Origin of the sequence: Terricaulis silvestris, from assembly GCF_009792355.1 — a bacterium.
Classification (GTDB): Bacteria; Pseudomonadota; Alphaproteobacteria; order Caulobacterales; family Aquidulcibacteraceae; genus Vitreimonas; species Vitreimonas silvestris.
In genome coordinates, this window is sequence record NZ_CP047045.1 from 437,965 (window position 1) to 463,365 (window position 25,401).

The following is a 25,401-nucleotide window of genomic DNA, read 5'->3' on the forward strand; positions in this document are numbered from 1 at the left end:
GGCTTACAACGCATTGTTCAGCCAGCCGCGAATGATCTGCGACGATTCATCGGGATGCAGGTTCACGACTTCGGCCATCTTCTTCACCGACGATTGGCGCATGCGCCCGCCGATCTGGGCGACGTCGATGCTGGATTCTTCTCCCATCATGGCTGCGCCGCCGTCGGGCGCGGGGAGGGCAGCCATCGCGCCGCCACCACCCGGCAAGGCCGGAACACCGCCGCCTGCGCCCACCGTAGCAGCGGCGCCGCCGCGCATCAGGCCGCCGATCAGCGGCCGCAGCACGAAGAACACGAACGCCAGCGAAGCAATCAGTGCCGCGACAATCTCGATAATGCGCATCACATCGAGATCACCCATGAACGCCAACATGCCCGGCGCCTCCGCCGCGCCCGGCGCGGCGGCGCGTGCAAACTGCGTGTTGACGACTTCGACGACGTCGCCGCGTTCCTGATTGAAGCCGACGGCTGAACGCACCAACGCGGTGAGGCGCGTCATCTCTTCTGCGCTGCGCGGCGCGTAAGTTGGCGGAGCGTCGCCTTCGCCAGGCGTCAGCATGCCATCGACGGCGACGGCGACAGAGAGCCGGCGAATGCGGCCGCCTTCGCTCACTTCGGTGCGCGTCGTGTGCGAGATCTCGTAGTTGACGGTTTCCTGGCTCGATGAATTTCCATTGGCGCTGCTGCCGCCTGACGCGCCGCCGGCTGTTGTATCCGGTACGTTCGCGCCAGCCGTCGTCGCGCCGCCGCCGCCTGAGCTGTCCGAGGACGTTTCTTCCGTGCTCGACGTCGAGCGAACGACCCGGCCCTCCGGGTCGAACCGCTCGGACGTTTCGCTGACCCGGTTGAAGTCCATCTCGGCGGTGACCTGCACGCGCGCATTGCCTTGGCCGACGATGCCTTCGACGATGTTCGTCACTGTGCTGCGGATACGTTCTTCGGCGGAGACCTGCCGCGCATCGACGCCGTCTGCGTCGATGCCGCCTTCGGAAGATGGCGCGGCGAGCAAGCGGCCGGTTTCGTCGAGAATAGTGACGCGATTGGCGCTGAGCCCGGGTGTTGCGCTGGCGACCAGGTTGCGGATCGCGCGCACTTGGCCGGGCGTCAGCTCATCTCGGCGAAGCTGGATCACGATGGACGCGGACGGTTGCTCGGTCTCACGCGCAAACAACTGGCGCTCCGGCAACACCAGGTGCACGCGCGCGGATTCGATGCCGTCAAGCGAACCGATTGTGCGCGCCAGCTCGCCTTCGAGCGCGCGCAGGCGGTTAATGTTCTGTTGAAACTGGGTTTGGCCGAGGGCGTCGGGTTCGTCGAAAATCTCGTAGCCGATCGAGCCGCGCGAGGGCAGGCCCTCGGCTGAGAGCATCATGCGGGCGTCTAGCACACGCGAGCGCGCCACATAGATCGAGCCGCCTTCGCCGCGCATCTCGTAGGGAATGTCGGCCGCTTCGAGCCGCTGGGTGATCTCCGAGGCTTCCCGCATCTCGACGCCGGCGAACAGCAGCGCCTTCTCCTCGCCGCCCATGCGGAACACGAGCGTGAACAGGAGCGCCGCCACCACGGCAGCGATGCCTAACGCCGCGAACAATCGCGTCGGCCCAGCCTTAAGAAGGAGTTGCGTAAACCCGTTCACGTCCGCCTCTGCACACGCGGTGGGGCTCACCCAGAATCACTGGGCAATTCTCACCGGTCGGCAGAAATTGCCCGGTTGGGCGTGAAACAATCGTTAAGCATGTTGGGACGCGCAGCGGCGCCAACATGCCCCGGCCCGCGAGCCGGGGTCCAGGAGCAAGAAACCGGACGCGCAAAAGCCCCCGCGGGGAGAGCGGGGGCCTTTGGAAGCCTTGGTGCTTATAGTTCCGCTGCCGCAGCAGCGAGCGCCTGTTAGGCGCCCGTCGCGCGGTAGTGCTGAATGCGCGTGGTGCGCAGACCCGGAAGGCCGTGCTTCTCGATCGACTTACGCCAGGCGTCGAACTCTTCTTCAGAGAGCCCATACCGAGCGCACGCGTCTTCGAGCGTGAGCAGGCCACCGCGAACCGCGGCCACAACTTCCGCCTTGCGGCGGATCACCCAACGGGTCGTGCCCGCCGGCGGCAAATCGTCCAGCGTGAGGGGATTCCCGTCGGGACCCATCACCACCCCATCATAGCGGCGTTGCTTCTGCATTGCGCCTTCTCCTCGTTTCTTATGCCTCACGATAACTCGGAGCGCTAAAGAAACGACTAAGAGCGAATCGAAATTCGCAAAAGGCGCGTGTATCGAATTAGAACATGAGTCTCTTACTCATTTCTTACCCGACCCACGCCCCGCTTAGCGCTTGATCATCAAAAGCTCTTCCAACATTTCGTCGGCGGTGGTGATGATCCGCGAGGCGGCAGAGTAGGCGCGTTGCGTGGTGATGAGGTTCGTGAACTCCGCCGCGAGGTCGACGTTGGAGGCTTCGAGCGCACCCGAAACAATCCGGCCGGCGCCGCCTGCGTTGGAGGAGTTGATGTTGTAGAGCCCGGACTGCAGCGTGGTGCGGAACGCGCCGCCTTGGTCCGCCGCGAGGCCGTTGGGGTTCAGGAACGTCGCCAGCGGGATTTGATAGAGCGCGCGGGCGCGGCCGTTAGAGAATTGCGCTGTCAGCATGCCGTCGCCTTCGAGCACGAGGCCGACGAGATCGCCTGGCGGCACGCCGTCGGCGGTGACGCTGGTGACGCCGAAGCTCTTGGCGAACTGGGTCATGCCGGTGTTGAGGTCGAGATTGATGGCCTGTGTGCTCGCGCCGGTGGCCGCCGCCCAGGGAATATTGAAGGTCGCCCCAATCGTGCCGGTGGCGCTGGCGACGGTGCCGTCCGTGTTGAAGTTGAGTGTGCCAGTGGCCAACAAACCGCCAGTCCCTGCGCCGCCCGTGATGTTGGTGTTGGGGCGGGCGTAGGACTCAACTTGCCAGGTGTTCGGACCAGTCTTGAGGAAGCCGAACGCAATCGTGCGCGGTGCGCCGAGACTGTCGAACACTTCGAGTGAGCTTTCAAAGTGAGGCGACACGGTGCCGTCGGCGAGATCGCCGGCCACATATGCGCCAGTGTGGGGCGTTTGATCGGAATTGAGGTTGGCGTTGATGCCGACGTTTGCCGTCGGCTCGGCCAAGCCGCCGACGCCAGAGATGTTCACCGCCTCGATTGCGGAGAGAGAGGTCGGGCTCGTCGTCACGCTGCCGTCGCTGGCCACCGGCCAACCTTGCAAGAACAAGCCCTGCGCGTTGACCATGTAACCGTCGGCGTCGATCGTGAACGAACCGGCGCGGGTGAACAGCACCGAGCCGCCGTTGGAGAGCTGCTGGTTGTTTGGCGAGACGATGAAGAAGCCATCGCCGGAGATTGCGAGGTCGGTCGCGGAGCGCGATTGCTCGAGTGACCCCTGCAGCGAGATCTGCTGACGCGTCAACGGCAGCACGCCGCCGGCGTTATACGTGGTGTTGGAGTTCTGCGCGTTGACCAGCGCGCTGAAATCAACGCCGGAGCGCTTGTAGCCAACGGTGTTCACGTTGGCGATGTTGTCGGAAATGACGGCGAGCGCGCTTGAGTTGGCGGTGAGGCCAGAAACGCCCGCGCGCAATGCGGTATAGATAGACATGTGTGTCCCAGCTCCATCGCCGCGTGCGTCCCACCGTCCGCGGCGTTAAGATTGATACTGATGGAGCGCTTCTGCGCGTGATGGCGTCCGCATTCGGCGGGCGCCTAGCTTGATCAACTGACGTCGAGCACCGAGCGGATCGTGTCCAAACTCCGCGTGCCGGACGGCGTGATGACGACGGGCGCGGCGCCGGAGAAATCGACGCCCATAATGGTTTCGCGAACGCTGATGGTCGGCGTAATGGAGGTCCCGGCGGCGTTCTCCGCTTCGATCCCGATCGTGTAGACGCCGTCCGCCGCGATCTCGCCGTTGGTCTTCTTGCCATCCCAGGTGAAGAGATGTTCGCCCGCGCCGCGATCGGCGGTGGTGGTCTCGTACACGGCGCGGCCGCTTGAATCTTTGACCGTAATGGTCAGATCGGTCGCCGTCTCCGGCATGCGATAGGCCCAATTGGCTTCGCCGCCGGCGAGATAGGTTTCGTCCGCTTCGATGATCGCGTCTTTGCCCAGATAGGAGAGGGCGGCGCCGGCGCTTGCGGCTTGATATTGGCCGACCAGACCTTCGAGCTGCTCGTTGGTGCGGATCTGCTGTTCGACTTGGCTGAATTGCACCAGCTGTTGCGTGAACTGCGTCGAATCCATCGGCGCCAGCGGGTCCTGGTTCTGCAGTTGCGCCGTGAGCAGGATGAGAAACGTGTCGTAATTGTCGGATAGCCGCGTGCGCGAGCCTCCCGCGTCCGATTGCGTTTCTGTGCTGACTGGTGGGATCGCCGCCATCGTCTACCTCAAACCGTCACATCGACACGCACGCCACGCCAACGCTCGAAACCGAGCGGGCGGGCGGCAATGGATGCTTGTTGTTGTGGCGCGTCGTCGCCGCTCTGCGCAGCGCGTCCGCGTGAATTTGTATCGCCGGCGTCAGCGTTGCCTTCGCTGCCTTGGCGCAGATCGAACGACAGGCCGCTGTCGCTGAGCTGCAAACCCGCGTCGTTCAGCATTTGCTCGAGTTCGCGTGCGTTGCGGGCGAGTTCTGCCAGCGCTTGAGGGCTGTCAGCGGAAATGACTGCCGTGACGCGATGATCGCGCGACACATCGAGCCGCACTTCGACACGACCGAGCTCCGGCGGATCGAGGCGGAGTTCAAACGTCGTGTTGTCGCCATCAAACCGGCGCACGATCTCTCGCGCGACTTGAGCGGCGGCGGGCGTGACGCGAACGGCGGCCGTGTGATCGACGCTTGCCGTTTGTTGTGCTTGCGCGGCAGCTTGAGCAAGCGGCGTTCCGCCCTGCTGCGATATCGGCGCTGGAATTTCAGGCGCGTCCGCTTGGAGCGCGAGCAGCGGGGATGCGGCATCCTTGCTTGCGGCTGAAGCAGCCGGCACGCTCTTCTGCGTTTGCGCGGCGCTCACTGGCGGCGCGTCAGTCTTGCTGTCTTCAACGACCGCTTCGAACGATTTAGCGCCGCGTTGCGTGTCCGCCTTGCCCGTGCGCTGAGGCGTAGGCGCCTGACGTTCAACCGGTGCGGGCTGCGCGGAGATCGTCGCCAAGTCAGGTGGCGGCGCATCGGTTGTTGGCAGGGGCGAGGGCGCTTGCGCGGTTGTCACACCGGTTTGCGTTGGTGTTGGCGCTTGGGGAGGCGCGGTGTTGGCTTCGGCGGTGTCGCTTTGTTGTGTGGCGGCGCCGACAGCGCTCTTCGCTACATCCGACTTGGAGTCCGACGGTTCAGCACCGGCTGCGCTCTCTGCGCTGTTCGGCGCTGGAGGAGGCGAAGGGGCAGGAGCAGCGCTTGGCGCTGTGGGCGCGGGCGCTTGTGGCGCAGACGCGGCTTCGATCGGCGCGGTCTGAGGCGTCGCGCCATTTGCGTCAGCGGCCTCGCTTGCGATTGGCGCGGGCGGCGGCGGGGCGACGATCTGTACGATGTGTGGTGGAGCAGATGGCTCAGTCGGAGGCGAGGCGTCCGCTTCGATCGCGGGCGCTTCAGATTCTGTGTCCGTGTTGTCGCTCGCCTTCGCGTTGTCCGCCGGCTTCGCGCGCTCCTCGCGCGGCGCTTCCTCGGCCGTCGCGACTTCGAGGTGATCGTCGAAGCTCGGCTCTGACGTGTCGCGGGCAGGCGCGGGACGAGCGTTCGCAGGCCGAGAAGGCGGCGCCGCAACGTCGAAAACGGCGTCTGCCGCGAAATCCATACGTCCCCCGATGCCCGCACGTGCGGGCTGAGAGGAGAGAGCAAGCGCCGGGCCACGGCGCTAACCAAGAAAAATTACATAAAAACAGCATGATAGATTTGGCGTTGCCGCTCCGAAACGCACAATCCGGCAATTGGCGCCGGGTCCGCCCGGCAGCTTCTGCCGAGCATTGACCGTGGCCCCAAGCTTGCGAGGACATGGCTAACGACGGTTATTGCGCGGTCTCGCGCGGAGCCAGCGTTGGAGGATTAAAGCGTGTTGTTTCAAGCGCTTGAGTGCGTTTGTGCGGCGGCCGGAGCGCCGTCGCCGACCCGGCAAAATCCGCCGGGCGCTGGGCGCTTTTTGCCGGGAGCATGCGCATGGTCGGTCTAACCAGCGTTCTTCTCTCCGGTCTCTCCGGTATGCGCGCCTCGCAAACCGCGATGGCGACGATTTCGCAAAACATCGCCAACGCCAACACACCTGGCTACGTGCGCACCGAAGTCACGCTGTCGCCGCGCTCGGATTTGGGCGCAGGGGCCGGCGTTGAGGTCACCGGCATCAAGCGCGCCGCGGACCGTTTCCTCGCCACTGCAAGCTACATCGCCGAAGCCGCGCGCGGTTCCGCCGCGGCGCGCGCCGACATTCTCTCGCGCGCGCAGTCGAATTTCGGCGACCCTGCCGGCACAACATCGGTGTTCGCCTCGCTCGATAATTTCTGGTCGGCGATGACTGAGATCGGCGTTGATCCGGCCTCGCAATTGCGCCGTGGCGACGCCGTCACCGCGTTGCAGTCGATGTATTCCGAAGTGCAGCGCATCGGAGAGTCGATACAATCGCTCATTGCCGAGGCTGATCAGCGCATCGCGGATTCCGTCGAGGAAGCGCAGAGCCTGATCGATCGGATCGCCGAGCTGAACCTGGAAGTTCAGCTCAATAAGCGGATGGGCGCCGATTCAACCGGCGCCGAGAATGCGCAAGGCGCGCTGATCGATCAGCTTTCCAGTTTAATGGACGTGCGGGTCACACCTGTGACGGAGGGCGGCGTCCACGTGCGCACCAGCGGCGGCGCGCTGCTCGTGGGCGTAACCGCCGCAAACCTCAGCTATTCGCCGAACTCATCGCCGTATGCGACGCACGGCGTCATCAAGTTCAACGAACAGCTCGGCACCCAGGCCAATCTTGAGCCGTATCTGCTTGGCGGCGAGATCAAGGGTCTGTTGCAGGCGCGCGACACCGATCTCGTCAATCTCTCCGAGGCGCTGGGCGGTTTCGCCGGCGCGTTGGCCGATGCGCTGAACGAGGTGCACAACGAAAACGCCTCGTCGCCGGCCTTGGGACAATTGGTTGGCCGGCAAACCGGCTTGCTCGGTACGGATGCGCTTGGCTTCACCGGCAACGCCGTGCTTGGCGTCACCACCGCATCGGGTAATCTGGCGCAGCGCCTCACCATCGATTTCGACGCGCAGACCATCACCGGTGAAGCGCCCGCCGCCGTCTACAGTTTTGCCGGCGGCACGGTCGCCGCTTTCACCACCGCGCTGAATAGCGCGCTCGGCGCCGCCAATCCCGCCGGAACGGCGACGTTCGTCAATGGCGTGCTGACGGTAAATGTCGGCAGCAGTGGCGGTGCGGTGATTCAGCAAGCCGAAACCGATCCGAGCGATCGCGCCGGCCGCGGCTTCTCGCACTTCTTCGGCCTCAACGACCTCGTGTCGCGCCCGACGCCGCTCTTCTTCGAAACCGGTTTGCAGGCGAGCGATCTGCACGGTCTCGCTGCGGGCGGCGAGATTGCTTATGAGGTTCGCGACAGTCTGGGACGCTCCGTCGCGACGCGCACGATCGCGATTTCCGGCGGTCTGATCGGCGGGGATTGGGGCGATCTGGTCACGGCGCTCAATGCCACGGGCACAGGGCTTGGCGAGTACGGTACGTTTGCACTCGATCCCGGCACCGGCCGCATAGGCTTCACGCCGAATGACGGCTACAAGGCTTCGCTCGTCGCGGATTCCACATTGCGCGGCGGCACTGGCGTTTCGTTCTCGTCGCTGCACGGTTTGTCGCAAGCGGCGACCGGCGGCCGGGCGCTCGAAGTCGGCATCGATGCACAGATCGCCGCCAATACTGGCCGCCTTGCGGTTGGCCGACCCGATCTCACCGCCGACATCGGCGATCGTATTATCGAAGCCGGCGACAATCGCGGCTCTGCGGCCCTGGTTGCGGCGCGCGACACGGTGCGCGGCTTTCCAGCCGCCGGCGCGATGAACGCACAAACGACGACGCTCGCGGTCTACGCGGCACGTCTCGGCGGCGAAGCCGGACGGATGGCGACGGACGCCGAGCGTGGTGCGCTAGGTGCGGAAGCGGTGGCGCTCGCGGCCGCCGATCGCCGCGCCGAAGTCGAAAGCGTCAGTCTCGACGATGAATTGCTGAAGATGACGACGTTCCAGAATGCCTATGCGGCGGCGGCGCGGGTCATCCAGGCCGCAACCGATATGCTCGATATCCTGATGTCGATTGGGTATCGCTAGAAGGAGTAGGCCGTCATGAGCGGCGCGTTGTCACTACGGTTTTCGACCCAGGCGCAGGTCGACGTGCGTCGCATCACCCGCGAACTCGCCGACTTGCAAGGCCAGATGGCGTCGGGCGCGAAGGCGCGCGACCTGCAAGGGTTCGGCGGCGCTTCGAGCCGGCTGCTCACGGCGCAGAGCCTGAAGGCAACTTCGGACGCACGCGGCTCGGTGATCAATCAGCTGCAGGCGCGCTTCGGCGTGCAGGGCGCTGCGCTCGGGCAGGTCGCGCAAGCGTCGAGCCTGCTGGCTCAATCGATCCGCGAAGCCATCAGCGCTGATGACGGCCGCGGCATCGCCACCGAACTCGACCTTTCTTTCACCAGCATCATCTCGGCCATGAACGAAACCTGGAACGGCCAGCCGCTGTTCGCTGGCGAACGCCAAGGGACAGGACCGATCACGATCAATACGCTCGAGGAGCTGCAAGCCGCCGCGGATGTCGCAGACATCTTTGACGAGGCCGGGCGCCACCAGATCATCGATTTGGGAGCGGGCGCGCCCGTCAAGCTGTCGGCAAAGGCTTCGGAACTCTCCATGGGCCTGTTCCAAACGATCCGCGGCCTGAAGGACATGCTCGACGCCGCCGGCGGCGCCATCGGCCAGCCGATCACGACCACGCAGCGCGATCAGCTCATCTTGTTCGCCGACACGCTCTCGGACCAAGCCAACAACTTCACCAACGAAGAGGGCCGGGCTGGCCAGCTGCAAAGGCGCTTCGAAGGCGAGCTGACGCAGTTGGAGGAACGATCGAACCTGCTGACGAAGGAGATCGGCTCCGAGGCCGACGCCGATCTCGCCCAAATCTCGATTCAGCTCAGCGCGCTGCTGGTGCAGTACGAAGCTGCCGCCAAGACCTTCGCCGACCTTTCAAGATTGTCGCTTCTCGACTATCTGTAGCCCATCGCTCCGGGCCTTGACCCCGGGGGGAAGGAATGGATGTCAGACGTTAGCCTCGCCGCGCCCCCACGCGCGCAAACTCTCAACTCTCTTGGGTTCGCCAAGCCGCCGGCGCAAACGCGCGTGGTGGCGGCGATGTCGGGCGGGGTCGATTCCTCGGTCGTCGCAGCGATGCTGGCGCGCGAGGGGTATGATGTCGTGGGCGTCACGCTGCAGCTCTATGACCACGGCGCCGCGATCAACAAGGCAGGCTCTTGCTGCGCCGGGCAGGACATCCACGACGCGCGCCGCGTCGCCGACAGCATGGGCTTTCCGCACTACGTGCTCGACTACGAAAGCCGCTTCCGCAACGCGGTGATGGAAGATTTCGCGGACACTTATCTGGCGGGCGCGACGCCGATCCCGTGCGTGCGGTGCAATCAAACCGTGAAGTTCAAGGATCTAAAGCGTGTCGCCGAAGAGCTCGGCGCCGATTGCTTGGCGACGGGGCACTACGTGCGCCGTGTCGAGAGCGATCACGGCGCGGAGCTGCACCGTGCAGCCGACGCCAACCGAGACCAAACCTATTTCCTGTTTGCCACGACGCGTGAGCAGCTTGACTTCCTGCGCTTTCCGCTGGGCGACAAGCCGAAGAGCGATGTGCGCGCGCTGGCGGCGGAGCTGGGGCTACGCGTCGCCGAAAAGCCGGATAGCCAGGACATCTGCTTCGTACCGCAAGGCAAATATCAGGCCGTGGTCGAAAAGCTGCGTCCTGGCGCGATCGAACCTGGCGACATCGTGCACGTTGATGGCCGCGTCATGGGTCGCCATGACGGCGTGATCAATTTCACCGTGGGCCAACGCCGGGGGCTGGGCGTTGCCACTGGCGAACCATTGTTCGTTGTGAAGCTCAATGCCGCGGCCAAGCGCGTCATCGTCGGACCGCGCGAGGCGCTTGGCGTCAGCCGCATCGCGTTGAAGGACGTGAACTGGATCGGTGAAAATGCAGCGGTCGAGGATCAGCTCGACGGCCGCCCCATCTTGGTCCGCGTGCGCTCGACGCGTCCGCCCGTGCCGGCGCGGCTTAGTGTTGGTGCGGGCTGGTCGGTCTTGCTTGACGCGCCGGAAGAGGGCGTAGCACCGGGCCAAGCTGCTGTGTTCTACGATCCCGGCACGACGCGCGTGCTCGGCGGCGGCTGGATTGCGGCGACGGAGCGTTGATGGAGAACACTGACTCAAAAGCGCTGATGGCGATGACGGGCCTCGAAGCGCTGCGCGCGTTGATCGCCGGTCAGTTCGCGCCGCCGACGATTGGCGCAACCATGGGCTTCACCCTTGTCGAAGTAGAGCATGGTTTTGCGGCGTTTGAGGGCGAACCTTCCGCGCGCGTGCTCAATCCGATGGGTGTGGTTCACGGCGGCTGGGCGCTGACCTTGATCGATAGCTGCTGCGGCTGCGCTGGGCACACGACGCTGCCGGCTGGCGTCGGCTACGGGACCGTCGAAACCAAAGTGAACTTCGTGCGGCCGATCGCCCCCGACACTGGAACGCTGCGCGCTGAAGGCCGCGTGCTCGCGTTGGGCCGCACTCTCATTACCGCTGAAGGCAAGCTCATCGACAAGAGGGGCAAGCTCTACGCACACGGCACATCCACTTGCATGATCATTCGTCCGGAGAAGGCAAAATGAGCGAAGATATCGTCATCGTCGGCATGGCGCGCACGCCGATCGGCGGGCTGCTTGGAGAATTGTCCGGCTTCAGCGCCGCCGAACTTGGCGCGGTTGCCGTGAAGGCCGCTGTGAAAGAGGCGGGTGTCTCTGGCGCGGATCAGATCATCATGGGCAACGTGCTCTCCGCTGGCCAAGGTCAGGCGCCCGCGCGACAAGCGGCGCTTAAGGCCGGGCTCGCGAAGTCCACCGAAGCGGTGACGCTGAACAAGATGTGCGGTTCGGGCCTACAAGCCGTGGCGATGGCGCGGCAAGCGTTGTTGGCTGGCGAAGCTGATGTCGTTGTCGCTGGCGGCATGGAGAGCATGTCGCGGGCGCCATTCCTGATGCCGAACCATCGCGGCGGCAAAAAGTACGGTCACGACACGATCAAGGACCACATGGCGCAAGACGGCCTCGAGGATGCCTACGAAGGCTTCGCCATGGGCGTCTACGCCGACCAAGCGGCGAAAGAGTATCAGTTCACCCGCGAAGCGCAGGACGCCTACGCGTTGGAAACTCTGGCCCGTGCGCAGAGCGCGACCAAGGAAGGCCGGTTCAAGCGCGAGATTGCGCCGGTGGAATCCAAGGCAGGAATCTTCGACACCGACGAACTGCCGCGCAAGGCCAAGCCGGACAAGATTCCGAGCTTGAAGCCCGCATTCACGCCGGACGGTACTGTCACGGCGGCGAATGCGTCCGCGATCTCCGATGGCGCGGCGGCGTTGGTGCTGATGCGCGCGTCGGATGCGAAGGAACGTGGTCTGAAGCCGCTCGCGCGCATCGTCGCGCAAGCGTCGCATGCACAAGAGCCTTCGAAGTTCACCTCGGCGCCGGTGCCGGCGATCAAGAAGGCGCTCGATCGCGCCGGTTGGAAAGCGAGTGACGTCGATCTCTGGGAGATCAACGAAGCTTTCGCTATCGTACCGATGATCGCGATGAAAGAACTCGGCATCACGCACGACAAGATCAACGTGAACGGTGGCGCGTGTGCGATGGGCCATCCAATCGGCGCATCCGGCGCGCGCGTGCTGGTGACGTTGATTGCGGCGATGGAAGCGCGCGACGCCAAGCGTGGCGTGGCTTCGCTCTGTATCGGCGGCGGCGAGGGCATTGCGCTCGCCGTGGAGCGCGCGTGAGCCTGGAACGCATCCTTGCTCACTTCCGTGAGCAGGCCGCGTTCTGCACGTCGTACGGCTCGCCCTTCACCGGCGAGCTGATTGGCGCGATGGCGGATGACATCGAGAGCGGCGGGCCTACCACCGCGCTTGTCGCCGACTGGCCCACAAATCCACGCGCCGACGCGCTATCGTTGCGGCTTGCGGGCGCGCTGCACGCCGCGGTTCTGACTGGACGCGACGCCGCGCTCGCCGCGCTTTACCAAGGTCACACCGCCGCGTCGAGCATGAGCGAAGTTTGGCCTGTTGCGCGCGCGTTCTTGGATCGCGAGCGCGTGTGGGTGGCGGAGTTCATCCGCTCCGCGCCACAGACGAACGAGACGCGCCGATCGATCGCGCTGCTTTCGGGCTTTCTCACGTTTGCGCAAAATTGGCATGGGCCGGTGGATACTTTGGAGATAGGCGCGAGCGCTGGCCTCAATCTGAACTGGGACAGTTTCGCTTATCGCACGCGTGATTGGTCGTGGGGCGACGATAGCCCCGTGGTCATCGATACGGACTGGAATGGCCCGCCGCCGCCAACGGAGACGCGGATCAACGTCCGCAACCGCGCCGCGTGCGACCTCAACCCGCTCGACATTCGTGACGAAGGGCAGCGTCTCCGGCTCAAATCCTATATCTGGCCCGACCAGCCAGATCGCTTGGCGCGTTTCGAGGGCGCTGTGGCGCTGGCGCTTGCCAATGACGTGCGCGTTGACCGCGCCGACGCAGCGGCGTGGATCGCAGATCGACTCGCCCGACGGGCGCGGGATGCGGCGACCATCGTGTACCACTCCATCTTCCTGCAATACCCGCCGCGCGAGGCCCGCGCCGCCATCGTGGACGCAATCCGACGCGCCGGCGTTGAGGCGACGCCGGAAGCCCCACTCGCTTGGGTGCGGCTCGAACCTGAAGGCGTGACCGATGGTGTGGACACCCCGCGCATGGTTGCCGACATCCACGTCTGGCCCGGCGGTGAGCGGCGTATCCTTGCTTATACGGACGGCCACGTTCGTGCGGTGTATGCGGTTTAGCCCGCCTGGAAAACTCTGCTAGAGACGGGCTCTGCGAGCGCTGGCAGGCGCTCGTCCTGATAGCTCAACCGCGCTCGATCAAAGCCTTGACGATTTGCTCGGCGGCTTTGTCCGGTGACGTTTGCGTCGTGTCGATGCGGAGTTCAGGATTGTTCGGGCGCTCATACGGACTATCGACGCCAGTGAAGTTCTTGAGCTGGCCCGCTCGCGCCTTCTTGTAGAGCCCCTTAACATCACGCTTCTCGGCGTCTTCGAGCGGCGTATCGACGAACACTTCGAAGAATTCGCCCTTCGCCATCAACGCGCGCGCCATCTCGCGTTCGGCGCGGAATGGGGAGATGAAGGAGACCAGCACGATCAATCCGGCGTCCGACATCAGCCGCGCAACTTCGGCGACACGGCGGATGTTCTCGACACGATCAGCATCCGTGAAGCCTAGATCGCGATTGAGGCCATGGCGAAGGTTGTCGCCGTCGAGCAGTACGGTGTGCCTGCCAAGCGAATGGAGCCGCTTCTCGACCAAGTTGGCAATGGTGGATTTCCCGGCGCCTGAGAGGCCGGTGAACCAGAGTACTGCCGGCGTTTGACCTTTGATCTCCGCGCGCGACTCCCGCGTGATATCGAGCGCTTGCCAGTGCACGTTCTGAGCGCGGCGCAGCGCGAAGTGGATGAGGCCGGCGCCGGCCGTTGCGTTAGTCGTCCGGTCGATCAGGATGAAGCTGCCCATGTCCTGGTTCGCGGCGTACGGATCGAACGCCACCGGTTGATCGAGGCTGACGTTGCAGACCGCAATCTCGTTCAGTTCAAGCACCTTGCTGGCCAAGTGCTCAAGCGTGTTGACGTTGATCTTGTACTTGATGTCGGTCACTTGTGCGGTGACGGTCTTGGCGCCGATCTTCAGCCAGTAGGAGCGTCCAGGCAGCAGCGGCTCGGCCGCCATCCAGATCAGCGTCGTCTCGAACTGATCCGCAACTTCCGGCGCATCATCAGCGGCGGCGATCACGTCACCGCGTGAGCAATCCACTTCGTCGCTCAATGTCAGCGTCACCGATTGGCCGGCGACGGCCTCGGCGAGATCGCCGTCCTTAGTGACGATGCGCGCAACGTTGCTGATCACACCCGACTGCGCGATGCGCACCCGATCGCCAGGACGAACGCGCCCACCGGAAATCTGTCCCGAGAAGCCGCGGAAATCTGAGTTGGGCCGATTGACCCATTGCACCGGCATGCGGAAAGGCTGAGCGGCTCGGCGTGTTTCGCCGATCTCGACGCCTTCCAAATGCTGCATCAGCGTCGGGCCGCTGTACCACGGCGACGCGGCGCTCTTGTTGGCGATGTTGTCGCCCTTCAGGCTGGAGATCGGAATCGCCAGCACGCTCTTGAGGCCGATCTGTTCAGCGAATTTGGCGTACCCTGCTTCGATGGTGTCGAACGTTAATTGTGACCAACCAACGAGATCCATCTTGTTGATGGCCAACACAGCATGGCGAATGCCCATCAGCGACACGAGGTAGGAGTGGCGTCGCGTCTGGGTCAGCACGCCTTTGCGCGCATCGATCAGTATTACCGCGAGATCGGCGGTGCTCGCGCCGGTGACCATGTTGCGCGTGTATTGCTCGTGGCCGGGCGTGTCGGCGACGATGAACTTGCGCTTGTCCGTGGAGAAGAAGCGATAAGCGACGTCGATGGTGATGCCTTGCTCGCGCTCGGCGGCGAGGCCGTCGACCAACAACGCGAAATCGATCTCGCCGCCTTGGGTGCCTACCTTCTTGGAGTCCTCGACCAGCGAAGCCAGCTGATCCTCGAAGATCATCTTGGAATCGTAGAGCAAACGCCCAATCAAGGTGGACTTGCCGTCATCGACGCTACCGCAAGTGATGAAGCGCAGCAGCGACTTATGCTGATGCTGCAGCAGGTAGGCTTCGATATCCTCGCCGATGAGCTTGGAGACGTGAGCCATCAGAAATAGCCCTCGTGCTTCTTCTTCTCCATAGACCCGGCCTGGTCGTGGTCGATCACACGGCCTTGGCGCTCGCTCGTTGTGGTGAGAAGGATTTCCTGGATGATCGCCGGCACGGTTTCGGCGCTGCTTTCGACTGCACCCGTGAGCGGAAAGCAGCCGAGCGTGCGAAAGCGCACCGTGCGCAGTTCAGGCTTTTCACCAGGCGCAAGCGGCATGCGCTCATCATCGACCATGATCAACGCGCCATCGCGAATCACAACCGGACGCGGCGCCGCGAAGTAGAGCGGCACGATGGGGATGTTCTCGAGGTGGATGTATTGCCAGACATCGAGCTCGGTCCAGTTCGAGATCGGAAACACGCGGATCGATTCATCCTTGTGCTTCTTGGCGTTGTAGAGCCGCCAAAGCTCGGGCCGTTGCGTCTTCGGATCCCAGCGGTGATTGGCCGAGCGAAAAGAGAAGATCCGCTCTTTCGCCCGCGACTTCTCCTCGTCGCGCCGCGCGCCGCCGAATGCGGCGTCGAAGCCATAGTGTGAAAGCGCTTGCTTCAAGCCTTCGGTTTTCCAGATCTGCGTATGCGCCGCTGAGCCGTGGTCAAACGGGTTGATGTTCTTCTCAACCGCTTCGGCGTTTTTGTAGACCAGTAGCTCGAACCCTAGCTCTGCCGCCATGCGCTCGCGCATTTCGTACATCGCCCGGAATTTCCACGTCGTGTCGACATGCAGGAGCGGAAACGGCGGCGGCGAGGGGTAGAACGCCTTCATCGCCAGATGCAGCATCACGGCGCTGTCTTTGCCGATGGAGTAGAGCATCACCGGCTTGTCGGCTTCTGCCGCCACCTCGCGCATGATGTGGATCGACTCGGCTTCCAGGCGCTGCAGATGCGTAAGCCGCGCTGGGCTGATCGTGGGCGAGGTCTTAGCCATGATTGGCGCCTTCTTAGCGCCGGCGGTCCGCGTTTGGGAATGCGAAACAACCGCGGACGTCAGCGATCCAGGCTTTCGGATGCTATCGCGGCGACGTGCTCGGCGATGGCCAGCGATGAGGTGAGGCCGGGGGACTCGATGCCGAGCAAGTTAATCAGGCCGCGAGCGCCATGTTCGCGCGGACCTTCAATCTGGAAATCCACTGCGGGCGCGCCGGCGGGCGCAAGCTTTGGGCGTACGCCCGCATAAGCAGGCGCCAACGCGCCGTCGCGCAGCCCGGGCCAGTACGTGCGAATGACGGCGTAGAACTTGTCAGCGCGGGCGGGATTGACGTCGTAATTGGGTTCATCGATCCACTCGACGTCAGGGCCGAACCGCGCTTGGCCAGCGAGATCGAGCGTCAAATGCACACCGAGCCCGCCTGGCTCTGGCGCTGGATAGACCAGCCGCGCGAACGGCGAGCGCCCGGTCAGCGTGAAATAGTTTCCCTTGGCGTAGTAGCTGGGCCGCGCGAACGCCGCGTTGAATCCCTCGATGCGATGGGTGAGGGGCGCCGCGTCCAGTCCGCCCGCATTCACCACGATGCGCGCCTTCAGCGTGTCCTCGTCGCCGATCCGGATGACGATGCCATCGTCTTCGAGCCGCATGCTGGAAACTGGCGACCCGTAAGCGATCATCGCGCCACTTGCTTGTGCGTCTCCCAGTAAGCTCAACATGAGCCCGTGTGTGTCGATGATCCCGGTCGATGGCGACAGCAGCGCGGCGACGCACTGCAGTTCCGGTTCGAGCGCGCGCGCCTCTTCGCTCGTGAGGCGTTGGATGTCGCTGACGCCGTTGCGCGCCGCGGCTGCGGCAATGCGGCCAAGTTCATCGACTTGCTTGTCGTCGGTCGCGACGATCAGCTTGCCGCAGCGTTTGTGCGTGACGCCATGGCTGGTGCAATATTCGTAAAGCCGATCGCGCCCGCTGATGCAGAACCGAGCCTTCAGCGAATTGGCGGGATAGTAAATGCCGGCGTGGATCACCTCGCTGTTGCGCGAGCTGATGCCTGATCCAAAATGATCCTCCCGCTCCAGGATGATCACCTCGCGCCCGGCTTGGGCGAGCGCGCGCGCAACAGCGAGGCCGATCACACCCGCGCCAATCACCACACACTCGATCTCGTCCATGAGCCAGACCTCTACACTGCCGCTTCGCAATGCAGCCAATGCGGGCGCCGCAGCAAGCCCTTTGCCAAGATTAACTGCTTCGGATGCGCGCGCGAAGGCGGCCCAGCTCCCAAAGGTCGTTACGTGTAAAGCCAAGTCTGGAACTGATAGCGGTCACCACTGGTTTGCCGAGACGCTGCTCAAGTGCATCGAGGCGAGAGGATTTCTCTCGATCAGCGTCAGCGATCGCAATTGAGGCGCCTTCCATGCTCGCCCGGATAAGCTCTTCGGCGCGTAGGACGAGTTCAGTCTTCAGTTCAAGGTAAGCGAACGCATCGGCGGCGCTGCCTTGGCCGAGGCGGCCAACGAGTTGATGCAACGAGCGCCCGGCCTCACTCTCGGCGAAGCGGCCGGCGCGGATGTCTTCGAGCGCCTTGCGGTGCGCTGCCTCGTCGGTCTTGAGCCACTGGCTGGTTGCTCGTTCGCTCCGCGCCAGCGTCAAGAACAGGGTTACGGGCACGAGCATGAGCGTCAGCGCCATGATCAGGACGGGCTGGTTGGGGAAATGGTTGAAGGTTGAGTGGATGACGATCGCGGCGGCAAGGCCTGGCAGGAAGAGCAGCGGGTTGAAGCTGTACTTCGCCGCCGCGTCCTCGGCTTGGCGTTCCGTCATTTCGTGCGAGATCACGGCGAACAACGCAGTGGCGCCGCCATGCATGACGGCCGTGCCGAAGCCGCGCACCAGCCAGGCGCTGACATTGGCGTCGAGCACTGCGAACAAAAACCAGAGGTTCTCGGCAACAGAGAAGCCAGCACCCAGCGCAAAGCCAGCGATTGCCGCATCGAGCTTGAAGCCGAGCCGGTTGTAGTAGAACAGCGCCAGGATCGGCGCGGCTTTAAGGGTTTCCTCAATCAGGGGCGACACGTAGCGGCTGAAGGCGCTGAATCCGATTGGAAAGCCGTCCATTGCCTGGCCGTTGAGGAGCAGGCTGACCGCCGCCGCGCCGCCGCCCGCCAAAGTCAGCAGCGAAATATCGCGCAGGCTAATGAGATTAAAGACGTCCAGCCGGTCGAACACCGTGAGCAGGACAAGCACGGGCGCCACCGCGATCAGCGCCTTCAGCAGCAGATCAGATTCCATCACATGATCTTCAGCGAGATCAGCACTTCGCTGCCCCGATTTTCGCCATCCTCGAAGCCTTCGGCGTAGCCGAGTGAGAACACCATTGGCAACCTGTGCGCGATGGTGAAATTCCAATCGGTTTGGACGCCGACGGTTTGTAGCGACCGGCGATCGCCCTTGGCCGGGTCCGCCTCCAGGGCGCCAGCAAACAGGGCGGGGCGCATTGAGCTCAGGAAGATGCTGGGGATGCCGATGTCCTCGAACCGGATCGGCGGCAGATTCACCTCCGCCACCGAGCGCACGAATGAGCGCGCGTCGATTTCGTTGATGTCGAAGCCCGGGAAGCTATCGAACTCCCGGTAGCGCTTCACTTCGCGATCGTCGACGTAATTGTTGCCGAAGGCCCCCAGATAAAAGCTGCCGAGCGGGCTGTCGCGCTCGCCGCCGACCGTGCCGGCAGCCGTGTAAAGCCAGACCGACGAGTTGTTGAGCGGCAGCGGCACGCCGAAATCGATGCCGCCGCGCACGCTCGGGAACGTCTCACCGTTGGCGTGGTCCGCGCCCGCCGCCAAATTCCAACGCCAGCCGCGTTCATGATCGACGGCGCCGAGCGAACGGGTGGTGTTGGTGTAGTTGAGCTCGGCGCTCACGGTGCCCAGCGAGTCGAATTGCGTTTCCACTTCCTGCGCCGTGGGCAGCGTGTCGAGGCCCGTGTAGTAGGCGGCTTCCACACTCAGATCGAGCTGGCGCGGCGTGTCGTAGATCAGCGCGCGGTGATAGCCAACGATAGCGGCATCGCCCGCGCGCGAACGCTCGGTCGGTCCGAACAGATCGTAGAAATCGGCGTCGTTGTGCCAGTAACGGAATTTCCAGCGCAGCGTCTGGTAGGCCAGATCGAAGTGCCAATCTTGATCGTCGAGCGGAGAATCCGGCGTGTACGTCAACGTTGCGTGCAGCTGGCTGAACTGCAGCGGGTCTTCGAACGTGGCGGTGTACCCGAACGCCGTGTAGCCGCGGTAGCCTTCGACCACGGGGTAAGCCGCGCCGAGCCGCATTTCATCGCGCGGCACGTAGCGGCCGCGTTCGGTAATCAGCTCATCCAAGGGCACGCTACTTGGTGAGCCCACGCCCCACGTCGTCACCACCGGATGGCGCTCGGCAATCTCAGCGCCGAGGAAGGTGATCGCGCCAAGGTCTTGAAGCGGCGTCGGCTGGATCCGGGCGGGACGAAAGCCGTCGCCGGTGTATTCGAAAACGATGAGCGAACCATCGGCTTGCGGAATGGGCCGGAAGAAGCCAGTCGAGGCGTTGCTGACGGCTTCGATCGCCTGCGTTGCGATCTCGAAGCGATAAATGTTCGACACGCCGGTGTAGTACGCGCTGCCATAAAGGTAGCGCCCATCCGGTGAGAACACGAAGCCTTCCGGCGTCGAGGCGCCAAGGCTGAGCGTAGCGATCGCTTGCGGCGCTTCACTCTGCTGCAGATCCGCGACGCGGAACACTTGCACCGATTGGTCGCCGTTGACTTCGCCGATCGATGCCGAGAGCAGGGCGCCGTCTGACGAGATATCAAGGTCGAACGGCACGCGGCCGAACGGGAAGGTGTAGATTTGGTTCCAGCGGTCGTAGGGCGGCGGCAGCCGCACCAGAGTCGCAAAGCCGTTCAGGTGCCGCAGCCCCCACAGCGAACGGTCCTCCGGATTGAACACGATGTCGCCGATGCGCCCGTCGTGCAGCACCATGCGTTCGCGGCCCGTCGCGATATCGACTTCGATGATGTCGCGGTAGGCGTAATTATCGGCGGTGTACCAGGCCGTGTTCGACTGCGGATCATAGGCCAGTGACGTGACGCGATAGAGCATCGCGCCTTTGATGTCGGTGAGACGCCGGATGTCGCCGCTCTCCGGCGTCAGCACGCCAAGGTGTGCGATCACGCCGGGATAGCGGAAGCCGCCAATCAGCGCGCCGGTGTTTGCCTCGACGAAAGTGCGGGACACCGAACCAAGCGCGCGCGGCGAGAGCGGTGTGGCTTCGGTTGGCGGAAAGGCTTGCACCGACGCGAGATTGGCTTGCTGGAACGTGTGCTCCCACGCGATCCAATCGCGCCACGCGTCGTTCAGCGGCTTGCCGAACACCTGTTCGAATTGCGAGGCGTAGTAAGCTTCGCTCTCGGGGCCGCGGCGCAGCCATTCGATGACGCGCTCGGGCGAATAGGTCAGCGCCAGATAGCTGAAGAAGCGCGTGCCATAGAGGTAGTCATTCACGCCGACTTGGAAGTCGACGAAGATGCCTTCGGATTCGAGGCCTACCGGCGAGTAGAAGTGCGCGTCGTCGCGCACCATCGAGCGGAACACCATTTCGTCGTAGGCGCCTTGAGCGCGGCCGAAGCCGCCGGCCATCCACGTTTCGAGAAAAACGGCGCTGCCTTCGAGATACCAACGCGGCACGTTCACGCGCGGCGTAGCCAGATAATTGTAGAGAATGGATTCCGGGTGTTCCTGCACCGCCATCGGCTTGCCGCCGAACGCGCGCCGCCAGAACGCGTCGCGATCGTTCCACACGTCCATGGTGGCGACGTGCGAGACCTCGTGGTTGGTCAGCGTGAAGAAGCGCTCGCCCGGGCTGAACGTCTCGTAGGAAAGGCTGAGCGGCGCGATGTCGAGCAGCAGGGCGTTGTTCGGTGAAGCGCGCGCGGCGGCGTTGCCGTAATCCGAGAAGTCCTTCAGCAGCAGCGTGGACTGATCCCACGGCTGCCATTCGAACATGCGCTCGTGATAGGCCAGCGCGTTTTCGAAGCTGCGCCCGACGTAGGGCGTCAAGTATGTCTCAGCCGGCGCGAAATAGAGGAGCCGTAGATCCTCGGTTTCGATCCGGCTGAGATCGATGAGCGGGATGTCGTCTGGCGCGCGGCTGGGAACGACCGTTTCGGGCTCTGGCGCGGGCGGCAGAGGAGGGTCTGGCGGGACCCCTACAATCGTTTCAGTTGGTGGCGCCGCTTGAAGCGGCGAGGGCGCTGCAGGCGCGTTCGTTTGCGCCTGCGCCGCCCCCGCCGAAACGAGTGTTGTCAGCGCCAAACCATATAAGAGCCCGCGGATCGTCACTCCCCCCAAGTAACACGACCATCAAGCGCTCAAGTCGTGTCTCCCCCGTCGAGACGTAGGTTCGAAGCTCACTCTCTGATGGCGCGTGCAAAGCCCGGATCGTTGGCCATCGCCGCAAACGCCGAGCTGCCCGCGAGCGCCATGAAGCCAGGCTCGCGCGCCAGCGTCGTGAAGGCTTGCGCGTTGGTCGCGAGAGCCGTCAGCGCCTGCGAGTCACGCGCCAGCGCCGTGAACGCCTGCGGGTTCGATGATACCGCGGCAAATGCGCCCGGATTTTGCGAGATCGCTGCGATCGCGCGTGCGTCCATGGCTTGGCTTGACCGGACAAGCGCTGCTTGGGCTTGGAACGCCTGCGCGCTTGCCGCCATCGCGGTTAGACCCGCCGAGTCGCGCGCCAGCGCCGTGAACGCTTGCGAGTTCGCAGCCATCGCCGTGAAAGCTTGCGTGTTGCTTGCAAGTGCGGTGAAGGCGCCAGCGTCGCGCGCCAAGGCTTGGAACGCTTCCGCATTGGCGGCCAAAGCCGTGAATGCCTGCGGGTCGGCGCGGAGCGCGGTCATAGCGGCGGCGTCGCGGGCCAGCGCCGTGAACGCTTGAGCGTCGCGCGCCATGGCAACGTTTGCGCCTGCGTCGCGCGCAGCGGCGGCGAAGGCGGACGCGTCACGTGCGTAGGCGCCGAAAGCTTCGCCGTTGCGGGCCATCGCGGTGAAGGCTTCAGGGTGACGGGCCAACGCAGCGAACGCGCCAGCGTGGGCGGCCATCGCTGTGAACGCCTGCGGTTGCGTCGCCATCTGAGAGAACGCCTGCGAGTTCACAGCCAGGGCCGTAAGTGCTTGGGTATTGGCGGCTTGCGCGATGCGTGCGTCGGCGGTCGCGGCCTGAGCGGTCCGAACCATCGACGTCAGCGCCGCGGAATCGCGCGCCAAGGCTTGGAACGCTTCCGCATTGGCGGCCAAAGCCGTGAATGCCTGCGGGTCGGCGCGGAGCGCGGTCATAGCGGCGGCGTCGCGGGCCAGCGCCGTGAACGCTTGAGCGTCGCGCGCCATGGCAACGTTTGCGCCTGCGTCGCGCGCAGCGGCGGCGAAGGCGGACGCGTCACGTGCGTAGGCGCCGAAAGCTTCGCCGTTGCGGGCCATCGCGGTGAAGGCTTCAGGGTGACGGGCCAACGCAGCGAACGCGCCAGCGTGGGCGGCCATCGCTGTGAACGCTTCGGCGTTCGCGGCTTGCGCGACCGCCGATTGCGCGACCGCAGCATCGGCGCCGCGAACCATGGCGGCGAACGAGGCCTGGTCGCGCGCCAGAGCGGTGAACGCTTGCGCGTCGCGCGCCATGGCGACGAGCGCTTCGGAATTACTTGCGAGAGCGGCAAAGCCCGGATCGCGCGCGAGCGCGCGGAACGACGGATCATTGACCATCAGTTCGAACGCGTCGGTCTGCATCAGCTGCGGAACGGTCTCGTCGCCGAGCGTGATGTCGGCGCCCGATACCTGCGAGGCGCGGTAGCGGTCGGCCGGTGCGATAGTGCCAACGCTCTCGCCGGTGGGCGGCCAAAGCGTGCCGACCGTGATCGCGCCGATCGCCAGAACCCCAACAAGGGCAGTCGTAGCGACGCCCAGCTTCAAGCTGTTCGAAAGACCATTCGACATGGCTAGTAATTCCCCGTGTGCCTCGCGCTGGGGATTTGCTGCCAATTATTACCGCACGTCAATGAAATTAGGGCCGAAATGCCATTATGATAGCGCTCCGCACTTTGCTGCAGCGCAACAATTCGGCCCAGCAGGGGTGATTGCTCTCGAGCCTAAGCTGTTTGTAATATATCCGGATCGGAATCGGGCATATCGGACCCGCCAGGATCCACGAGGGGGAAGACAATGATTGCGCGTTGGATGGTTGTTGGTTTCGTTTTGTGGATCGCTCTAGCCGCCGCCTTCCGCTTCGCAGGACATGAGCTGTTTCAACCAGGGCAAGGCGTGATGTGGCTGTTCTTGACGCTGCCTGTCGGGATGCTCGTGATCACATACGCGCTGCTCAAGATTCTGCGCGTTGCGCCGACGGATCGCGCTGAAGCAGCATCCATCATGGTTGTGCCCGGCCTGCTCGTCGGCATCTATGAGATCACCAATTATGCGACGCTGTTTCCGAATCTGGATGCAGGTCTCAACGGCGCGTTCGCGTCTTTGATGTTCGCTTGCTACACGGCCATGATTCTTGCGGGCATCGTCGCGTCCAGACTGCAAAGCATTTAGGCGCTGCGCGCGCCGGCGCTGGTTCGGCGTCGCGCGTTGTGGCGGCCAATGAAGCGCGGCGCCTAATGTTCGCAGCGTACAGCGCGATGGAAGTGCATGAGCAACGGCCGCAATGAGGCGTTCAGAAGGTTTGCAATGCAGACCGCTATCCTCGCTTGGGGGGCGACGGCCGCGTTCTGGGTACTTTACGTCATCGATCACTATTGGCTCTCGCGCACCGCCGCGTCAGCCCAGTACAGCGGCGCTTTCGGGCGCTATTTCTCGTTCGATCCGGACAGCAACGCCGTCGCCTCTCTCTCCGGGGTGAACATCGCCGTATTCGGCATTGTTATCACTATCGTCAGCATCATCGTGCAGCTCTCGGCCGATCGCTACACTGGTGTTGCGCGCATGTTCCTACGCGATCGCGTGAATATCCGTGTCGCGGCGTTTTACGTGGTGGCGTGCGTCATCAGCGTTTGGCTCTCGGCGTCGATCCAAGACGATTATGTGCCGCGCGCCACGCTCGTGGCGATGCTGTGCATGACCACGGGCGGCCTCGTGATCATGATGCCGTACTTCGGCTACGTGTTCTGGTTCCTCGATCCGCAAAATCTGATCCGGCACATCCGCCGCGACGGCGTTGCCGACGCCGCTAAGGGCGCCGCCGAGCACGACGAGGCCAAGTGTTTCGAAGCGCAGGCGCAGACGCTGTTTGCCCTCGAAGAACTGACCGACATCGCCAACAACTCGATTTCCGGCAAGGACAAGATCATCGCCAGTTCGGTCGCCGATGCTTTGCGGGATTTCGCGATCGACTACCTCAAAGTAAAACCCACGGCGAGCAACGCGTGGTTCTCGATCGGCCCCGACATTCGGCTCAACCCTGATTTCGTCGCCATGGACGCGGAATCCCTCAGCGACCTCGAAGCGCGTCACACCTGGATCGAGTGGAAGGTGATGCGCCAGTTGCTGAGCATCTACGCTGAAGCTCTGGGCTCGATGCGCGACATCAATTACGTTATCGCGATTGACACCCGCTACATCGGCGAGGCCGCCGCCAAGGCCGACGACACCGAACTCGTGAATCTCGTGTTTCGGTTCATGAACTCGTACCTGCGTTCGACGCTCAACGCCCGTGACGTGCGAACCGCCTACAATGTGCTGAACCAGTATCGAAAGCTCGGCGAAACCATGCTCGCCGAGGGCAAGCATCAAGCGGCCGTCGACGCGGTCAAGCACATGAAATACTACGGCCTCATCAGCTTCGAGATGGATTTGCACTTCGTCACCGAGACTGTCGGCTACGATCTCGGCGCGCTAGCGCAACTTGCCAACGAATTGGGCTCGCCAGCCGAGCAAGAGATCTTAGCCGAATTTCTCGAACTCGATCGCGCACCGTTCGTGCGCGAGCAGGAGAACGCGCTGTTGGGTGTCCGCAAAGCGCAGGTGAAGCTCGCCGTCTATTATTTGGCCAGTGGCCAAGATGATCGAGCCCGCGCCATCGCCAACGACATGCGCGACGAGCCGGCCGAACGCATGCGCCGGGTCTATCGCCAACTCGCCGCGGTCGAGAGCAAGGACTTTTGGGAGATCATCGATCGCGGCCGCAACTTCGAATACACGCCGCCGAAACAGCGGGAGTGCCTCGGGGCTTTCTTCGAGTTGCTGCACGTCGAGACGGCAAACGCGGCTCCGCCGAGCGAGTGAATCTCGCTCAAAAACTCATGGAAGAGGATGGTAGTGGCGGGGGGCTTGGACCAGCGGCCTTAGGATTATGATCAATTGCCG

The 25,401-nt window shown here is 63.8% G+C and carries 19 protein-coding genes; 8 read left to right on the plus strand and 11 right to left on the minus strand.

Going from position 1 to position 25,401, the window contains the following annotated elements; translation table 11 throughout:
* Positions 1–3: 3 nt before the first annotated feature.
* The 5 genes from fliF to DSM104635_RS02055 form a co-directional block, all read right to left on the minus strand.
* Complete coding sequence (fliF, locus tag DSM104635_RS02035; RefSeq protein WP_158764596.1) at positions 4–1,635, minus strand: flagellar basal-body MS-ring/collar protein FliF; 1,632 nt, start codon at positions 1,633–1,635, stop codon at positions 4–6.
* A gap of 251 nt (positions 1,636–1,886) precedes the next feature.
* Complete coding sequence (gene sciP, locus DSM104635_RS02040; RefSeq protein ID WP_158764597.1) at positions 1,887–2,168, minus strand: CtrA inhibitor SciP; 282 nt, start codon at positions 2,166–2,168, stop codon at positions 1,887–1,889.
* Between the two features lie 144 nt (positions 2,169–2,312).
* On the minus strand, positions 2,313–3,620 hold the full coding sequence (locus tag DSM104635_RS02045) for a flagellar hook protein FlgE (protein ID WP_158764598.1): 1,308 nt from the start codon (positions 3,618–3,620) through the stop codon (positions 2,313–2,315).
* A gap of 113 nt (positions 3,621–3,733) precedes the next feature.
* Positions 3,734–4,396 (minus strand): flagellar hook assembly protein FlgD, encoded by a 663-nt coding sequence (locus tag DSM104635_RS02050; RefSeq protein WP_158764599.1) that lies wholly within the window; start codon positions 4,394–4,396, stop codon positions 3,734–3,736.
* Between the two features lie 8 nt (positions 4,397–4,404).
* Positions 4,405–5,802 carry a flagellar hook-length control protein FliK gene (locus DSM104635_RS02055; RefSeq protein ID WP_158764600.1) on the minus strand — a complete coding sequence of 466 codons (1,398 nt, stop codon included), beginning with the start codon at positions 5,800–5,802 and terminating at the stop codon, positions 4,405–4,407.
* Positions 5,803–6,161: 359 nt separating this feature from the next.
* Between DSM104635_RS02055 and flgK the strand changes: the two genes are divergently transcribed.
* From flgK to DSM104635_RS02085, 6 genes are read left to right on the plus strand one after another with little or no spacing between them, the layout of a single operon-like run.
* On the plus strand, positions 6,162–8,312 hold the full coding sequence (flgK, locus tag DSM104635_RS02060) for a flagellar hook-associated protein FlgK (RefSeq protein WP_158764601.1): 2,151 nt from the start codon (positions 6,162–6,164) through the stop codon (positions 8,310–8,312).
* A 15-nt stretch (positions 8,313–8,327) separates the two neighbouring features.
* On the plus strand, positions 8,328–9,251 hold the full coding sequence (locus DSM104635_RS02065; RefSeq protein WP_158764602.1) for a flagellin: 924 nt from the start codon (positions 8,328–8,330) through the stop codon (positions 9,249–9,251).
* 39 nt (positions 9,252–9,290) lie between these two features.
* On the plus strand, positions 9,291–10,451 hold the full coding sequence (mnmA, locus tag DSM104635_RS02070) for a tRNA 2-thiouridine(34) synthase MnmA (RefSeq protein ID WP_158764603.1): 1,161 nt from the start codon (positions 9,291–9,293) through the stop codon (positions 10,449–10,451).
* Positions 10,451–10,918, plus strand: a complete 468-nt coding sequence (locus tag DSM104635_RS02075) for a PaaI family thioesterase (protein WP_158764604.1) — start codon at positions 10,451–10,453, stop codon at positions 10,916–10,918. The genes mnmA and DSM104635_RS02075 overlap by 1 nt, the downstream gene beginning before the upstream one ends.
* Complete coding sequence (locus DSM104635_RS02080; protein ID WP_158764605.1) at positions 10,915–12,075, plus strand: thiolase family protein; 1,161 nt, start codon at positions 10,915–10,917, stop codon at positions 12,073–12,075. Before DSM104635_RS02075 ends, DSM104635_RS02080 begins: the two co-directional genes overlap by 4 nt.
* Complete coding sequence (locus DSM104635_RS02085) at positions 12,072–13,127, plus strand: DUF2332 domain-containing protein (RefSeq protein WP_158764606.1); 1,056 nt, start codon at positions 12,072–12,074, stop codon at positions 13,125–13,127. Before DSM104635_RS02080 ends, DSM104635_RS02085 begins: the two co-directional genes overlap by 4 nt.
* Before the next feature lie 64 nt (positions 13,128–13,191).
* On the opposite strand, the gene cysN is transcribed toward DSM104635_RS02085, so the two are convergent.
* From cysN to DSM104635_RS02115, 6 genes are all read right to left on the minus strand, one after another.
* The gene (cysN, locus tag DSM104635_RS02090; RefSeq protein WP_158764607.1) at positions 13,192–15,087 is read right to left on the minus strand and encodes a sulfate adenylyltransferase subunit CysN; all 1,896 of its coding nucleotides are present in this window, start codon (positions 15,085–15,087) and stop codon (positions 13,192–13,194) included.
* Entirely contained in the window at positions 15,087–16,016 is a 930-nt protein-coding gene (gene cysD / locus DSM104635_RS02095) for a sulfate adenylyltransferase subunit CysD (protein WP_158764608.1), read from the minus strand. The genes cysN and cysD overlap by 1 nt, the downstream gene beginning before the upstream one ends.
* A 59-nt stretch (positions 16,017–16,075) precedes the next feature.
* On the minus strand, positions 16,076–17,185 hold the full coding sequence (locus tag DSM104635_RS02100; protein WP_158764609.1) for an NAD(P)/FAD-dependent oxidoreductase: 1,110 nt from the start codon (positions 17,183–17,185) through the stop codon (positions 16,076–16,078).
* A gap of 70 nt (positions 17,186–17,255) precedes the next feature.
* Positions 17,256–18,305, minus strand: coding sequence for a PrsW family glutamic-type intramembrane protease (locus tag DSM104635_RS02105; protein ID WP_158764610.1), 1,050 nt, complete (start codon positions 18,303–18,305; stop codon positions 17,256–17,258).
* Positions 18,305–21,388, minus strand: a complete 3,084-nt coding sequence (locus DSM104635_RS02110) for a YncE family protein (RefSeq protein ID WP_158764611.1) — start codon at positions 21,386–21,388, stop codon at positions 18,305–18,307. Before DSM104635_RS02110 ends, DSM104635_RS02105 begins: the two co-directional genes overlap by 1 nt.
* Before the next feature lie 68 nt (positions 21,389–21,456).
* Complete coding sequence (locus tag DSM104635_RS02115) at positions 21,457–23,031, minus strand: hypothetical protein (protein WP_158764612.1); 1,575 nt, start codon at positions 23,029–23,031, stop codon at positions 21,457–21,459.
* Between the two features lie 225 nt (positions 23,032–23,256).
* Here DSM104635_RS02115 and DSM104635_RS02120 point away from each other — a divergent pair, with 225 nt between their 5' ends.
* Positions 23,257–23,631, plus strand: coding sequence for a DUF5367 family protein (locus DSM104635_RS02120; protein ID WP_158764613.1), 375 nt, complete (start codon positions 23,257–23,259; stop codon positions 23,629–23,631).
* Between the two features lie 135 nt (positions 23,632–23,766).
* Complete coding sequence (locus DSM104635_RS02125) at positions 23,767–25,320, plus strand: DUF2254 family protein (protein WP_228445802.1); 1,554 nt, start codon at positions 23,767–23,769, stop codon at positions 25,318–25,320.
* Positions 25,321–25,401 lie beyond the last annotated feature (81 nt).